This is a genomic window from Enterobacter sp. JBIWA005, assembly GCF_019968805.1.
In the GTDB taxonomy this organism is placed as follows: domain Bacteria; phylum Pseudomonadota; class Gammaproteobacteria; order Enterobacterales; family Enterobacteriaceae; genus Enterobacter; species Enterobacter vonholyi.
Window position 1 is genome coordinate 2,709,660 of record NZ_CP074159.1, and the last position, 14,195, is coordinate 2,723,854.

Genomic DNA, 14,195 nt, shown 5'->3' on the forward strand with positions numbered 1-14,195 from the left:
TAAGCGCAGCGCCATCCGACACAACCGCGCATAATAAAAAACCCGCTTCGGCGGGTTTTTTAATCTCAACGGGTCGGGTGGTTCATGATGTGATCTTCCCAGTCCCGAACCTCGGACTCTTTCACCGCAATGTGGCGCACAGAGATACGCTCGCCGTGCATCGCCGCTTTTGAACCGGTCAGTAGCGGATGCCAGTCAGGCAGACCTTTCCCTTCCGCCAGCAGGCGATACGCGCAGGTATGCGGCAGCCATTCAAACGTCGGCAGATTATCCCGGGTTAACTTAATGCAGTCCGGCTCAAATTCAAACCGGCGCTCATAGTTGCGGCACTGGCAGGTTTTAATGTTTAGCTGCTTGCAGGCAACGTTGGTGAAGTAGATTTCATCCGTATCTTCATCCATCAGCTTGTGCAGGCAGCACTGCCCGCAGCCGTCGCACAATGATTCCCATTCCGCGTCAGTCATGTCGTCGAGAGTTTTGCTTTGCCAGAAAGGGATGTCGTTCATCAGGATGTCCACACGTCAAAAGAAAGCGCACCTTATAACGAGTCTGGCACGTTGTTGCAAGTTTTGCCGCCCTCTTCAGGCGGCAAGATGGGATTACAGCACGCGGGTTTTCAGCGACAGGCCGTTAAAACCGACCTCCAGTTCATCACCGCTCACGAGCGGACCAACGCCTTCCGGCGTGCCGGTCAGGATCACATCACCTGGTTTAAGGGTAAAGAAGCGGCTCATGTAGGCGATCAGCGGCACAATCTTATGGATCATGTCTGCCGTGGTGCCCTGCTGGCGGATCTCGCCGTTAACCTTCAGGCTGAGCGGGGTATCCTGCGGATCGCCGGTAAATTCGCTCACCGGCACAAACGCCGAGATCGGGCAGGAATTATCAAACCCTTTGGCTTTTTCCCACGGCTGCCCTGCTTTCTTCATTTTGCCCTGCACGTCACGCAGGGTCAGATCCAGCGCCACGCCGTATCCGGCAATCGCTTTCTGAACATGTTCTTCTGAGGCCTGGCGAAGCGTTGCACCAATCAGCACGGCAAGTTCCACTTCGTGATGCACCGAGCCGAGCCCCTGCGGCAGCGCCAGCGGCTGGCGGATATCGCAAAGCGCCGTTTCAGGCTTAATAAACAGAACCGGCTCTTCTGGCGTCGCGCTGCCCATCTCCTGAATATGTTTTGCATAGTTGCTCCCTACGCAAACCACTTTGCTGACGGGATAATCCAGTAATGCACCTTGCCAGTTATGATGTTGATACATGGTCGACCCCTAAACGGTTGATGTGTTGTGCCCAAAAACAGTTGAGGCTATTTTTTACCGTTCGCCTCAAGATGCTGTTTTAATAAATTCTCGGGTGGCGGTGGAAGCTGTAAATAATAGCCCTGCTCGGCTAAGGCCGTTTTCACTTTATCCAGATCGGCATTAATCAGTTTCTTACGACCATCAAGCGGCAGCAGCATAGCCAGCTGTGGTCGGCCAAAGTTCTTCATTAATTCTTCAGGCACGCGTGAAAAATCGTCTTTCTTTTCGACATAAAGATAGGTCTGGTCACGGCTTGTACTTCTGTAGATCACACAAAACATGTTTTTACTCTGAATTAATGGGTGGTTGCTTGCCTCAATATACTCCTGACTATAACATGCCTGATACTCTTCGGAATATCGCAGCGAGTGGTTGCGGTTAATAGCAAATTGAGTAAGGCCAGGATGTCAAACACGCCCATCGAGCTTAAAGGCAGTAGCTTCACCTTATCAGTGGTACATTTGCATGATGCAAAACCCGAGGTTATTCGTCAGGCGTTAGAAGACAAAATCGCCCAGGCTCCCGCCTTTCTGAAACACGCCCCTGTTGTTATCAACGTCAGCGGTCTTGAGGCGCCGGTTAACTGGAAACTTCTCCAGCAGGCCGTCTCCTCCACCGGACTGCGTATCGTGGGCATCAGCGGCTGCAAAGATTCTGAGCTGAAAGCGGAAATTGAGCGTGCGGGGCTGCCCCTTCTGAATGAGGGCAAAGAAAAAGCCTCGCGTGCGGCACCCGTTGCCGTCGAAACGCCCCCTCCTGCGGTGCAAAACGTTACTACCGTCACAAAAACGCGAATGATTGATGTGCCGGTTCGTTCCGGTCAGCGCATTTATGCACCAAACTGTGATCTGATTGTTACAAGCCACGTCAGTGCTGGCGCTGAGCTGATTGCAGATGGCAATATTCACGTATACGGTATGATGCGTGGACGTGCGCTCGCAGGTGCAAGTGGCGATCGAGATGCGCAAATATTTTGTACTCACCTGACGGCGGAACTGGTGTCCATCGCAGGTGAATATTGGCTGAGCGACAAGATCCCAGCCGAATTTTATGGCAAAGCGGCTCGCCTGCTTCTGGCAGACGACGCGTTGACCGTTCAACCGTTGAATTGATCCCTTTTTAACAAGGAATTTCTATGGCACGCATTATTGTTGTTACTTCGGGTAAAGGAGGCGTTGGCAAGACCACCTCCAGCGCGGCCATCGCTACTGGTTTGGCCCAGAAGGGAAAGAAAACCATCGTTATCGACTTCGATATCGGTCTGCGTAACCTCGACCTCATCATGGGATGTGAGCGTCGCGTCGTGTATGACTTTGTGAACGTCATTCAGGGCGATGCCACACTGAACCAGGCGATGATTAAAGACAAGCGCACCGAGAACCTCTACATTCTCCCGGCATCTCAGACGCGTGACAAAGACGCCCTGACCCGTGAAGGGGTGGAAAAGGTGCTCGACGATCTGAAAAAAATGGATTTCGACTTCATCGTCTGCGACTCCCCTGCCGGCATCGAAACCGGTGCCCTGATGGCGCTCTACTTCGCTGATGAAGCGATCATCACCACCAACCCTGAAGTTTCATCCGTGCGTGACTCAGACCGCATTCTGGGGATCCTCGCCTCTAAATCCCGTCGTGCGGAAAATGGCGAAGACCCGATTAAAGAACACCTGCTGCTCACCCGCTACAATCCGGGCCGCGTGAACAAAGGTGACATGCTGAGCATGGAAGACGTGCTTGAGATCCTGCGCATTAAGCTGGTCGGCGTTATCCCGGAAGATCAGTCCGTGTTACGCGCCTCTAACCAGGGCGAGCCAGTGATCCTTGATACAATGGCAGATGCAGGTAAAGCTTACGCCGATACCGTTGACCGTCTGCTGGGAGAAGAACGTCCTTTCCGCTTCATTGAAGAAGAGAAGAAAGGTTTCCTCAAACGCCTGTTCGGAGGATAAGTTATGGCATTACTGGACTTTTTTCTCTCGCGGAAAAAGAACACCGCCAACATCGCAAAAGAACGTCTGCAAATTATCGTTGCGGAGCGTCGTCGTAGCGACGCCGAGCCTCACTACCTGCCGCAGCTGCGCAAGGACATCCTGGAAGTGATCTGTAAGTACGTGCAGATTGACCCGGAGATGGTGACGGTGCAGCTGGAACAAAAAGACGGGGATATTTCGATTCTGGAGCTGAACGTGACGCTCCCGGAAGCGGAAGAGTCGCGTCCGTAGGTTTGTGATTTCATAGCCCCGGTAAGCGCAGCGCCACCGGAGGAATATGCCGGGTTTATCACCCGGCATATTTTTTATCGCGGATAGCCTTCCAGCAGCGTATTCAGGCGATCGGCCATCAATTCCCCGCGCCATCCCGCCATCATTTCCGGCACGCCATTCTGCGGCTTCAGCTTCCAGTGCCAGTTCAGCAGCTGGTTAATCTGACGACGTGAGGCGAGCAGTTCCGCGCTCAGTTTGCTTTCGGTTGCAACTGCCTGCACCAGCGCTTTGATGTCCTTGAAAGCCTTGCGATAGCCCGGCATGTCCATCAGGTTCAGCAGCGGTTCCGGCAGCGCATCTTCCGGCAGCTCCTGCGCTTTTGCGACCAGCGCCAGCAGGGTTTTACCGTGGAAACGGATCTCGCTGCCCGAAAGCCCAATGCTGTCAAGCTCGCCGAGGCTGCCCGGCATATAGCGCGCCACCGCCCAGAGATGCTCTTCGCGAACCACAAAGTTAACGGCCAGGTCGCGCTCCCGCGCTTTACGCAAGCGCCAGTCTGCCAGCAACTGCAGGCATGCCAGCTGACGCGTTCGCAGCTGCCAGGCGTTGCTGATGTCGCGCCAGGCCTCTTTCGGATCCACCACTTCCTGACGGCGCTGCTGGGTCATTCGGCACTCGTCCAGCGCAGCAGCGAGCCATCCGGAGGCTTCCGCCTCTTTCATCAGCTGTCCGGCGATCGGCAGCAGGTAAAACACGTCTGCCGCCGCATATTCCAGCTGGCGTGCGGTTAGCGGACGCGCCAGCCAGTCGGTGCGGGATTCACTCTTATCCAGCGTCAGGCCCGTATACTCCTCCACCATGGCGGCAAAACCCCACGACAGCGGACGACCGCTGAACGCCGCGAGGATCTGCGTATCAATCAGCGGCTGAGGCATGATGCCAAAGGTGTTCAGAAAGACTTCCAGATCTTCACTGCCCGCGTGCAGGTATTTCGTCACGGCGGTATCGAGCAGCAGGTCACGCATCGGCGTCCAGTCGGTAATGCCGAGAGGGTCGATCAGCGACACGTGTTTACCGTCGTACATCTGAATCAAACCCAGCTGCGGATAATAGGTTCGGGTACGGACAAACTCGGTATCCAGGGCAATGGCAGGAAAGTCGCGCGTCACTTCGCACAGCGAAGCCAGCTCGTCGTTGGTCGTGATCATCTGGTAATTCAAATCGTATTCTCTTTTGTTTGCGCCCATAAAAAACGCCGGCTTAACCGGCGTCTGGACGATTAACGTGAAGCTCAGGCCTTATTGTCTACTTTGGCACGGGCTTCGTCACGTAATTCTCGTCGTAATATCTTCCCGACGTTGGATTTCGGCAGCTCGTCGCGGAATTCCACCAGCTTCGGCACTTTATAGCCCGTCAGCTGACGACGACAAAACGTTATCAGCGCTTCCTCGGTGAGAGAAGGATCTTTCTTGACCACAAATATCTTCACCGCTTCACCGCTGCTGCCGGAAGGCACCCCTACTGCTGCCACTTCGAGTACGCCGCTGTGCTGCATAACCACGTCTTCGATCTCATTAGGATAGACGTTGAAGCCGGAGACCAGAATCATATCTTTCTTGCGATCGACAATACGCAGGAAGCCTTCCTCATCCATCACCGCGATGTCACCGGTATGCAGCCAGCCGTCTTTGATGATTTCGTCGGTCGCGTCGGGACGCTGCCAGTAGCCCAGCATCACCTGCGGACCTTTGACGCACAGCTCACCCGGCTCACCCGGCGCAACTTCATTATCGTTATCATCGACCAGTTTCGCTTCAGTGGAAGGAACGGGCAGACCAATGCTTCCGCTGTGATAGTCGATATCATGCGGGTTGACGCTGACCAGCGGCGCGCATTCCGTCAGGCCATAGCCCTCCAGCAGATACTGACCGGTGAGCTTCACCCAGCGCTCGGCAACCGCCTGCTGGACCGGCATGCCGCCGCCCGCAGAGAGGTGCAGCGTGGAGAAATCCAGCTGCTGAAACTCTTTGTTATTAAGCAGCGCGTTGAACAGGGTATTTACCCCGGTCATGGCGGTGAACGGGTATTTTGCCAGCTCTTTCACCAGCCCCGGTATATCGCGCGGGTTGGTGATCAGCACGTTCTGACCGCCCAGCTCAATAAACAGCAGGCAGTTCATGGTCAGTGCGAAAATGTGGTACAGCGGCAGCGCCGTAATGACCAGTTCTTTGCCGGGATGCAGCAGCGGCCCGTAGGTTGCGTTGACCTGCTCAAGGTTCGCCAGCATGTTGCGGTGGGTCAGCATTGCGCCTTTCGCCACGCCGGTGGTACCGCCGGTATACTGCAGGAAGGCGAGATCTTCTGAGACCACTTCCGGCTTGACGTACTGCATACGATAGCCCGCATGCAGCGCCCTGCGGAAGGAGATAGCGTCCGGCAGGTGATATTTTGGCACCAGACGCTTGACGTATTTGACGACAAAGTTAACCAGCGTGCCTTTGGCGGTGGAGAGTTGATCCCCCATGCGCGTCAGGATGACGTGTTTCACCTGGGTTTTGTCGACCACTTTTTCCAGCGTATGGGCAAAGTTGGACACAATGACAATCGCAACCGCGCCGCTGTCGTTCAGCTGATGCTCAAGCTCGCGCGGGGTGTACAGCGGGTTGACGTTGACGACAATCATCCCGGCTCGCAGGATACCGAACAACGCCACCGGGTATTGCAGCAGGTTTGGCATCATCAGCGCGACGCGGTCCCCTTTTTGCAGCCCCAGCCCTTCCTGAAGATACGCCGCAAACGCCCGGCTACGCTCTTCAAGCTTACGGAACGTCATGACCTCGCCCATATTCACGAATGCGGGCTGGTCCGCGTAGCGCCTTACCGAGTGCTCAAATAATTCCACCAGGGATTGATAACGGTCAGGATTGATCTCAGCAGGAACATCTGCGGGATAACGGTTAAGCCAAACCTTCTTCAATGCATCACCTCTGAAATGAGTGTTCGTCGTCATCACAACCCCGATAATAAACAGTTTGTTAACATTATATTAACTCAGCGTACCAGTTTATTAATTGTTCAGATTTAAGGTTGCGAAGCGCGTCACTCTTTTTTTTCGTTTTATCCGTAAAAAAACAGAGACAGCGGCTGAGCCGCTGTCTCTTTTCTAGCAATAACAGTAAGTTACTCAGTAACGATCGTCTGTACCTGTGCAGGTCCCGGGTTATACCAACCCCAGCCCGGGTAGCCGTAACGATAAGGATGCGGACCCCACATCCACGGATCGATCGGCTGAGGCGGCATGATCACCTGCTGTGCTAACCGCCAGCGCTTATACCCGTTGACCTGCATGGTCATAAATTTATACGGCGTGCTGCCGATTTTACCCTGCACGGCGCCGGTAATCGGCCCGACGACGGTGACCAGTTGTCCGCGAAAATCGACAGGATCGAGGAAACCACTCACGTCCGCGTAGATACGCCCGCGAGAGGCCTCACCCAGTACAGGCCGCGCGCCGCTGTCCAGCGGAACGGTTGCGATCTCGAGGCGGGTTTTCCCCTGCTGGTTTTGTACGTCTATCACCTTACCGCCAAAGCGCGCTTCCTGGCCGACGTACAGCTCAGGGGCATTCATCACCCGAACCAGATCCTGCTGTGGCGTCGGGCTGGTGCCCTTAATCGCATCAGGAACGGAAACGCATCCGCTCAGTGCTATGGCAACTGCGCCTGCCATAATAAGGCGTACTACTTTAGTCTGGACCGCCATGATGCGACTCCTTTTTCTCAGTTCCTGTTACTGAGATTCACTCGCGGCCCGGAAGTTTCTTCCACGCAACGGTGTTTCGCAAATAAACCGGCTCCGCGTGTTCAACGGCCACGGTTTTGCCTGCTGCGAGCAGCTGGCTGGCAATCGGAAGCATATCTTCCGCAGCAGGCAGCAGCATGTTGCCGTCCACCAGCGTCACCCCGGTGTCGTTCGCCATGTCTGGCCACGCCGGCCAGCCGGTGCCGACGGTTGCCCACTCGCCTGACAGCTGCTTCAGTCGTTCAGTGACCACTTCCGGCTTAAGCACGGCTTCCGTCTCTTCACCGTGCCACACGCCCTGCTCGTCGCGGGTGTATTCGGCCCAGTAAACTTCACCCATGCGGGCATCAATCGCGGCCAGAACGCGCGTTGCCCCGGTCATGCGCCATGCGCCCTGCGCCATGGTGGCGAGGGTAGAGACGCCGATCATCGGCAGCTCGGCGCCCAGCGCCAGGCCCTGCGCAATGCCAATCCCGATACGTACGCCCGTAAAGCTGCCGGGGCCGCGGCCAAAGGCCAGCGCGTCGAGGTCGGTTAAGGAGGTGTTGCCCTGGGTTAAAATGGCTTTTACCAGGGGCAGAATGCGTTGGGTGTGTTCCCGGGGGCACTCTTCGAAATGGGCAGAAACAGCACCGTCGTTCAACAGAGCGACAGAGCAAGCCTCTGTCGCGGTATCAATAGCCAGAATTCGCATCAGTCGTCGCGCTCTCGCAAGGGTCAGTCACAAAATGGCGCGCATCTTAGCATACTCCGGGGTAAATTACTCCGCCGTTGGGTTTGCCAGGAAACGCACCGCGCGTTTTATGTCCCGCGTCCGCGGCGCGGGCGGCAGGCTTGCAAGGAAGGTTGCTCCGTAAGGGCGCATCACCAGTCGGTTATCGCAGATGACCAGCACGCCGCGATCGGTAACGTCGCGGATTAATCGCCCTACCCCTTGCTTAAGGGTAATGACCGCATCCGGGAGCTGAACCTCATCAAACGGATCGCCGCCGCGCAGGCGGCAGTCTTCCATCCTCGCCTTGAGCAGCGGATCGTCCGGGGAGGTAAACGGAAGCTTATCAATGATCACCAGCGAGAGCGTATCGCCGCGCACGTCCACCCCTTCCCAGAAGCTGCTGGTGGCTACCAGCAGGGCATTTCCGGCGCTGACAAACTGCTGGAGCAGCTGGCCTTTGCTGGTTTCGCCCTGCAGCAGCACCGGCAGCGTCATGGTGGCGCGGAACTGCTCGGCGAGGTCGCGCATCATAGCGTGAGAGGTGCAGAGCATAAAACAGCGGCCGTTGTTGGCCTCGATCATCGGTTTTAACATCGCGGCCAGATGGCGTGCCGCACCCGGCTGGTTCGGCAGCGGCAGATTGCGGGGAACGCAGAGCAGCGCCTGCTTCTCGTAATCGAACGGGCTGGGCAGGAGCAAGGATTCCGCCTGCTCAATGCCCAGACGTTCCGTGAAGTGATGCAGATCGTCATTCACCGACAGGGTTGCCGAGGTGAAGATCCAGCTTCCCGGCTTTTGCGCCATCACCTCTTTAAATTTATCCGCCACCGTCAGCGGCGTGAGCGCCAGCGTGAAATGCCGCGAAGTGCATTCGTACCAGTAGCTGTACCCCGGCTGATTGATCTCTTTAAGCCGTTTGAGCCGCCCGCGATACAGCGTGGCGCGCTCAAAGGCCGCGTCCAGCAGGGCGGAACGACCAAGCGACAGTTTCGCCACGTCGTAGCAGAGTTCAAGGGCGTCATCGAGCAGCAGCAGCGCGCGCTGGATATTTTTGTCCGCCAGCAGCTCGCGCAGGTTGCCGCGATAGCCCGGCTCGCCGAGCTGTAAACGGAAATCCTGCGCGCTCTGCGCCAGGCGGTCGGCGCACTTCTGCAGCTGCTGGGTATCTTTGAGTTCGGTCCGGTAAGCGATGGTGAAATCTTTCGCCAGATCCTGCAGCTGGCGGCTGGAGAGCGACTGGCCGAAATACTGGCTGGCGATATCCGGCAGCTGGTGGGCTTCGTCGAAGATCATCACGTCCGCTTTCGGAATCAGCTCGCCGAAACCGCTATCCTTGACGACCATATCCGCGAGGAACAGATGGTGGTTCACTACCACCACATCCGCATCCATCGCCGTTTTGCGCGCTTTCACCACGAAGCAGTCTTTATACAGCGGACAGTCGCTGCCGAGACAGTTGTCGTTAGTGCTGGTCACCAGCGGCCAGGCCGGGGAATCTTCCGGCACGCTCGCGCAGGTGCTGATATCGCCCTCTTCCGTCTGGTTCGCCCACGCGCGAAGGATAATGACGTCGCTGAGGGTTTGCACCGGCAGGTCGCCGCCCGCCAGCGCCTGCTGCTCAAGACGTTCCAGGCAGAGATAATTAGAGCGTCCCTTCAGCAGGGCCAGACGGCCTTTGTATTTCAGCGCCTTGGCCACCGTCGGCAAATCGCGGCTGTAGAGCTGATCCTGCAGCGCCTTCGATCCGGTGGAAATGATCACCTTCTTTTTCGCCCGCAGCGCTGGCGCAAGGTAAGCATACGTTTTACCCGTGCCGGTTCCGGCTTCGACCACCAGCGGCTGAGCCTTATCGATGGCGCGTGCAACGGCGTGCGCCATCTGGCGCTGAGGTTCACGGGGTTTGAAGCCGGGAATAGCCTGCGCTAATTGACCTTCAGGGGAAAAATCGTCTGCCACGGTGCTCTCTCACTGTATTTTTGCACAGGGATTATGTCAGCCCATCCTCTCCTGTGCCACCCCAAATAGTGACGACACGAGAACAATATGGCAGTCTTGCCGCCTGACGACGAAAAATAACGAGGAAACGTTTATGACAATTGTGCGCATTGATGCCGAAGCCCGCTGGTCTGATGTGGTGATCCATAACCAGACGCTCTACTACACCGGCGTACCGGCTAACCTGGATGCGGATGCGTTCGAGCAAACGGCTAACACTCTGGCGCAGATTGATGCGGTGCTGGAAAAACAGGGCAGCGACAAATCCCGCATTCTGGATGCGACGATTTTCCTGGCAAACAAAGATGATTTCGCGGCAATGAACAAAGCCTGGGATGCGTGGGTTGTGGCGGGTCACGCGCCTGTACGCTGCACCGTACAGGCCACGCTGATGAAGCCGGAATACAAGGTAGAGATTAAGATTATCGCGGCGGTTTAAGCACGATTACTCTTCATCTTCATCCTCGAAACGCGCCACGATCCGCTCGCCGGTATGCGTGGCGCGCAGTTCTTCCGCCACCTGGGAAATCGCCTGTCCGCTGCTCATCCCCTGGGACATCAGTTCCTGAATTCGCTCAACCGCTTTCTGCTGCTGTTCATGGCTCAGAGAAGGTAAACCTGCAAACATCGTCAACTCCTGCTAAATTATTCGCGCTAATTATTTCACGCTGCCCGGTAGTATGCCACACATGAACATGCGCTTCCCCACTGTTATTACCCTGCCCTGGCGAACAGACGCCGCTGAATACTGGTTTGCCCGCCTGAGCCATCTTCCGTTTGCGATGCTGCTGCACTCCGGTCATGCGGACCACCCCTACAGCCGCTTCGACATTCTGGTGGCCGATCCGCTAAAGACGCTGACAACCGAAGACCTGTCCTTAACTGGCGATCCGCTGGCGCAGCTTCAGCAAGCCATTAACGCGCTGGGCTTATCTGCCGCGCCGAACTCGGACTTCCCTTTTCAGGGGGGCGCGCTGGGCCTGTTTGGCTACGATCTGGGTCGCCGTTTCGAAGCGCTGCCAGAGCATGCGCAGGCTGATATTTCCCTGCCCGACATGGCCGTGGGGCTGTACGACTGGGCGTTAATTGTCGATCATCAGAAAAAAACGGTTTCCCTGCTGAGCCATCATGACGTGCAGGCGCGTCTGGCGTGGCTTGAATCGCAGCAGCCTGCACCGGCACAGACGTTCACATTGACCTCCGGCTGGCGCTCAAATATGAGTGCAGCGGAGTATGCCGAAAAATTCGCTCGCGTTCAGGCATACCTGCAAAGCGGTGACTGCTATCAGGTTAACCTCGCCCAGCGTTTCCAGGCGACGTATCAGGGAGACGAGTGGCAGGCGTTTACCCGTCTTAATGCCAGCAACAAGGCGCCGTTTAGCGCGTTTGTGCGTCTGGAACAGGGTGCAATACTCAGTCTTTCACCCGAGCGATTTATTCATCTGGCCGAGGGCACGATTCAAACCCGTCCTATTAAAGGCACCTTGCCGCGTCTTGCCGATCCCGACGCCGATCGCCAGCAGGCGGAAAAACTTGCCGCCTCGCCGAAAGACCGCGCCGAGAACCTGATGATTGTGGACCTGATGCGTAACGACATCGGCCGTGTCGCCGAACCGGGCAGCGTGCGCGTGCCGGAACTGTTTGTCGTCGAGCCTTTCCCGGCAGTGCATCATCTGGTCAGCACCATAACCGCGCGTCTGCCCGCCTCTCGCACCGCCTGCGATCTGCTCCGTGCCGCGTTTCCGGGCGGCTCCATCACCGGTGCGCCCAAAATTCGCGCCATGGAAATCATCGACGAACTGGAACCGCACCGCCGCAACGCCTGGTGCGGCAGCATCGGCTATATCAGCCTGTGCGGCACCATGGATACCAGCATCACCATTCGCACGCTGACCGCCTGCAACGGAAATCTCTACTGTTCGGCCGGGGGCGGTATTGTTGCCGACAGCCTGGTCGATGCGGAATATCAGGAAACCTTTGATAAAGTTAACCGTATCCTGAAACAACTGGAGTAATCACGGGTGGAAAAAGAGAACCTGACGCTGGATGATTTTTTATCTCGCTTTCAGCTACTAAGACCGCAGGTCAACCGCGAGGCGCTGAATCAGCGTCAGGCGGCCGTGCTGATCCCGGTCGTGCGTCGCGCGCAGCCGGGCCTGCTGCTCACCCAACGTTCTCCCCATTTACGCAAGCACGCGGGTCAGGTCGCCTTTCCTGGCGGCGCAGTGGACAGCTCCGACGCCTCGCTGATTGCCGCCGCGCTGCGGGAAGCGCAGGAAGAAGTTGCCATTCCGCCTGAGACGGTGGAGGTCATTGGCGTGCTGCCGCCCGTAGATAGCGTCACCGGTTTTCAGGTCACGCCGGTGGTAGGTATTATCCCGCCTGACCTGCAGTATCACGCCAGCATCGATGAAGTCTCTGCAGTGTTTGAAATGCCGCTTGAAGAGGCGCTCCGGCTAAGCCGTTATCATCCGCTGGATATACATCGACGAGGGCATGACCATCGGGTCTGGTTGTCCTGGTATCAGCATTATTTTGTCTGGGGCATGACGGCGGGCATTATTCGTGAACTGGCGTTGCAAATCGGCCTGAAGCCTTGACTATACTTTACATTCCATCCTTTTTCGCAGGTTTGCGATCCGCGTCGCGCTATTAGCAAAACCCATCGTCAACCATTAGTTTAATTCATGTGAATAGTTAAGCCGAGGTCGGTGTTCCCTCTTACACTATGCGCAGTTATAACATCGTTACTGGAACCCCGGTAACCCTGTCAGGAGTGTGAAAGTGATTAGTATATTCGACATGTTCAAAGTGGGAATTGGCCCTTCGTCTTCCCATACTGTTGGCCCGATGAAGGCCGGTAAACAGTTCGTCGATGATCTGGTCGAAAAAGGATTACTGGAAAGCGTTACCCGTGTCGCCGTGGATGTTTACGGCTCGCTGTCATTAACGGGTAAAGGCCACCACACCGATATCGCCATTATTATGGGTCTGGCAGGCAATATGCCGGATACCGTTGATATTGATGCCATCCCGGCATTCATCCGCGACGTGGAAACACGCGGCCGCCTGCTGCTGGCAAACGGCCAGCAGGAAGTCGATTTCCCGCAGGATGACGGCATGCGTTTCCGTAGCGACAACCTGCCGCTGCATGAAAACGGCATGACCATTCACGCTTACAGCGGTGAAAAAGAGATTTACAGCAAAACGTACTACTCCATCGGCGGTGGCTTCATCGTGGATGAAGAGCATTTTGGCAAAGATAGCGTCGGCGACGTCAGCGTACCGTACCCGTTCAAATCGGCTACCGAGATGCTGGGCTACTGCAAAGAGACCGGTCTTTCACTGTCCGGCATGGTGATGCAGAACGAACTGGCCCTGCACAGCAAGAAAGAGATTGAAGACTATTTTGCCAACGTCTGGCAAACCATGCGCGCCTGTATCGACCGCGGGATGAACACCGAAGGCGTTCTGCCGGGTCCACTGCGCGTGCCGCGTCGTGCCTCCGCCCTGCGCCGTATGCTGGTGACCACGGACAAGTTTTCCAATGACCCGATGAACGTGGTCGACTGGGTAAACATGTTTGCCCTGGCGGTTAACGAAGAAAACGCCGCCGGTGGACGCGTCGTGACGGCGCCAACTAACGGCGCGTGCGGTATCGTTCCGGCAGTGCTGGCGTATTACGATCACTTTATTGAGCCCGTGACGCCTGATATCTACATCCGCTATTTCCTGGCGGCAGGTGCAATCGGTGCGCTGTACAAAATGAATGCATCCATCTCCGGTGCTGAAGTAGGCTGTCAGGGTGAAGTCGGCGTGGCCTGCTCCATGGCGGCGGCGGGCCTGGCAGAGCTGCTGGGCGCAAGCCCTGAGCAGGTCTGCGTGGCGGCTGAAATCGGTATGGAGCATAACCTCGGTCTGACCTGCGATCCGGTCGCGGGCCAGGTGCAGGTGCCGTGCATCGAGCGTAACGCAATTGCTTCCGTGAAAGCCATCAACGCCTCACGCATGGCGATGCGCCGTACCAGCGAACCTCGCGTATCGCTGGATAAGGTGATTGAAACCATGTACGAAACAGGTAAAGACATGAACGCGAAATACCGCGAGACGTCCCGTGGTGGCCTGGCCATTAAGGTGCAGTGCGACTAATACTGCCTTTCGCCCATCTGCAACGGATGGG

16 protein-coding genes are annotated in these 14,195 nt (G+C 56.5%); 7 read left to right on the forward strand and 9 right to left on the reverse strand.

Annotation, left to right across the window (positions count from 1 at the left end):
- Positions 1-65: 65 nt before the first annotated feature.
- From KGP22_RS12785 to KGP22_RS12795, 3 genes are all read right to left on the reverse strand, one after another.
- Positions 66-506 carry a YcgN family cysteine cluster protein gene (locus KGP22_RS12785; protein ID WP_024909872.1) on the reverse strand — a complete coding sequence of 147 codons (441 nt, stop codon included), beginning with the start codon at positions 504-506 and terminating at the stop codon, positions 66-68.
- A gap of 93 nt (positions 507-599) precedes the next feature.
- Positions 600-1,259: a fumarylacetoacetate hydrolase family protein gene (locus tag KGP22_RS12790; protein ID WP_024909871.1), complete on the reverse strand. Its 660-nt coding sequence runs from the start codon at positions 1,257-1,259 to the stop codon at positions 600-602.
- Positions 1,260-1,306: 47 nt separating this feature from the next.
- Positions 1,307-1,582: a YcgL domain-containing protein gene (locus tag KGP22_RS12795; RefSeq protein WP_029742143.1), complete on the reverse strand. Its 276-nt coding sequence runs from the start codon at positions 1,580-1,582 to the stop codon at positions 1,307-1,309.
- A gap of 123 nt (positions 1,583-1,705) precedes the next feature.
- On the opposite strand from KGP22_RS12795, the gene minC reads away from it, so the two are divergent.
- From minC to minE, 3 genes are read left to right on the forward strand one after another with little or no spacing between them, the layout of a single operon-like run.
- On the forward strand, positions 1,706-2,413 hold the full coding sequence (gene minC / locus KGP22_RS12800; RefSeq protein WP_111964785.1) for a septum site-determining protein MinC: 708 nt from the start codon (positions 1,706-1,708) through the stop codon (positions 2,411-2,413).
- A gap of 23 nt (positions 2,414-2,436) precedes the next feature.
- Entirely contained in the window at positions 2,437-3,249 is an 813-nt protein-coding gene (gene minD / locus KGP22_RS12805; RefSeq protein ID WP_023312187.1) for a septum site-determining protein MinD, read from the forward strand.
- Between the two features lie 3 nt (positions 3,250-3,252).
- A complete protein-coding gene (gene minE, locus KGP22_RS12810) occupies positions 3,253-3,522 on the forward strand; it encodes a cell division topological specificity factor MinE (protein ID WP_008500504.1) in 270 nt (89 codons plus the stop codon).
- A 74-nt stretch (positions 3,523-3,596) separates the two neighbouring features.
- Here the strand turns inward: minE and rnd are convergent, their stop codons facing one another.
- The 5 genes from rnd to KGP22_RS12835 all read right to left on the reverse strand — a co-directional run bounded on the left by rnd (position 3,597) and on the right by KGP22_RS12835 (position 9,976).
- On the reverse strand, positions 3,597-4,724 hold the full coding sequence (gene rnd, locus KGP22_RS12815) for a ribonuclease D (protein ID WP_127732801.1): 1,128 nt from the start codon (positions 4,722-4,724) through the stop codon (positions 3,597-3,599).
- Between the two features lie 71 nt (positions 4,725-4,795).
- A complete protein-coding gene (gene fadD, locus KGP22_RS12820) occupies positions 4,796-6,481 on the reverse strand; it encodes a long-chain-fatty-acid--CoA ligase FadD (RefSeq protein WP_072253790.1) in 1,686 nt (561 codons plus the stop codon).
- Positions 6,482-6,684: 203 nt separating this feature from the next.
- The gene (locus tag KGP22_RS12825) at positions 6,685-7,266 is read right to left on the reverse strand and encodes a Slp family lipoprotein (RefSeq protein WP_111964786.1); all 582 of its coding nucleotides are present in this window, start codon (positions 7,264-7,266) and stop codon (positions 6,685-6,687) included.
- 37 nt (positions 7,267-7,303) lie between these two features.
- Positions 7,304-7,999 (reverse strand): tRNA (adenosine(37)-N6)-threonylcarbamoyltransferase complex dimerization subunit type 1 TsaB, encoded by a 696-nt coding sequence (gene tsaB, locus KGP22_RS12830; protein ID WP_223579310.1) that lies wholly within the window; start codon positions 7,997-7,999, stop codon positions 7,304-7,306.
- Positions 8,000-8,065: 66 nt separating this feature from the next.
- Positions 8,066-9,976, reverse strand: a complete 1,911-nt coding sequence (locus KGP22_RS12835; protein ID WP_223579313.1) for an ATP-dependent DNA helicase — start codon at positions 9,974-9,976, stop codon at positions 8,066-8,068.
- A 133-nt stretch (positions 9,977-10,109) separates the two neighbouring features.
- Between KGP22_RS12835 and KGP22_RS12840 the strand changes: the two genes are divergently transcribed.
- Positions 10,110-10,454 carry a RidA family protein gene (locus KGP22_RS12840; RefSeq protein WP_008500498.1) on the forward strand — a complete coding sequence of 115 codons (345 nt, stop codon included), beginning with the start codon at positions 10,110-10,112 and terminating at the stop codon, positions 10,452-10,454.
- Between the two features lie 6 nt (positions 10,455-10,460).
- Here KGP22_RS12840 and KGP22_RS12845 read toward each other — a convergent pair whose 3' ends face one another.
- A complete protein-coding gene (locus tag KGP22_RS12845; protein ID WP_008500497.1) occupies positions 10,461-10,643 on the reverse strand; it encodes a YoaH family protein in 183 nt (60 codons plus the stop codon).
- 61 nt (positions 10,644-10,704) lie between these two features.
- Here KGP22_RS12845 and pabB point away from each other — a divergent pair, with 61 nt between their 5' ends.
- The 3 genes from pabB to sdaA all read left to right on the forward strand — a co-directional run bounded on the left by pabB (position 10,705) and on the right by sdaA (position 14,164).
- Positions 10,705-12,030 (forward strand): aminodeoxychorismate synthase component 1, encoded by a 1,326-nt coding sequence (gene pabB / locus KGP22_RS12850; RefSeq protein WP_223582446.1) that lies wholly within the window; start codon positions 10,705-10,707, stop codon positions 12,028-12,030.
- Positions 12,031-12,036: 6 nt separating this feature from the next.
- Positions 12,037-12,615 carry a CoA pyrophosphatase gene (locus tag KGP22_RS12855; protein WP_223579317.1) on the forward strand — a complete coding sequence of 193 codons (579 nt, stop codon included), beginning with the start codon at positions 12,037-12,039 and terminating at the stop codon, positions 12,613-12,615.
- A 184-nt stretch (positions 12,616-12,799) separates the two neighbouring features.
- Positions 12,800-14,164 (forward strand): L-serine ammonia-lyase, encoded by a 1,365-nt coding sequence (sdaA, locus tag KGP22_RS12860; RefSeq protein WP_023312197.1) that lies wholly within the window; start codon positions 12,800-12,802, stop codon positions 14,162-14,164.
- Positions 14,165-14,195: the final 31 nt, after the last annotated feature.

Excerpts from the sequence above, each read along its gene's own strand:
- KGP22_RS12795 (WP_029742143.1), bottom strand. The coding sequence starts at position 1,582 with ATGTTTTGTGTGATCTACAGAAGTACAAGCCGTGACCAGACCTATCTT.
- minE (WP_008500504.1), top strand. The coding sequence starts at position 3,253 with ATGGCATTACTGGACTTTTTTCTCTCGCGGAAAAAGAACACCGCCAAC.
- KGP22_RS12790 (WP_024909871.1), bottom strand. The coding sequence starts at position 1,259 with ATGTATCAACATCATAACTGGCAAGGTGCATTACTGGATTATCCCGTC.
- KGP22_RS12825 (WP_111964786.1), bottom strand. The coding sequence starts at position 7,266 with ATGGCGGTCCAGACTAAAGTAGTACGCCTTATTATGGCAGGCGCAGTT.
- KGP22_RS12785 (WP_024909872.1), bottom strand. The coding sequence starts at position 506 with ATGAACGACATCCCTTTCTGGCAAAGCAAAACTCTCGACGACATGACT.
- minC (WP_111964785.1), top strand. The coding sequence starts at position 1,706 with ATGTCAAACACGCCCATCGAGCTTAAAGGCAGTAGCTTCACCTTATCA.
- tsaB (WP_223579310.1), bottom strand. The coding sequence starts at position 7,999 with ATGCGAATTCTGGCTATTGATACCGCGACAGAGGCTTGCTCTGTCGCT.
- KGP22_RS12840 (WP_008500498.1), top strand. The coding sequence starts at position 10,110 with ATGACAATTGTGCGCATTGATGCCGAAGCCCGCTGGTCTGATGTGGTG.
- pabB (WP_223582446.1), top strand. The coding sequence starts at position 10,705 with ATGAACATGCGCTTCCCCACTGTTATTACCCTGCCCTGGCGAACAGAC.
- KGP22_RS12845 (WP_008500497.1), bottom strand. The coding sequence starts at position 10,643 with ATGTTTGCAGGTTTACCTTCTCTGAGCCATGAACAGCAGCAGAAAGCG.
- minD (WP_023312187.1), top strand. The coding sequence starts at position 2,437 with ATGGCACGCATTATTGTTGTTACTTCGGGTAAAGGAGGCGTTGGCAAG.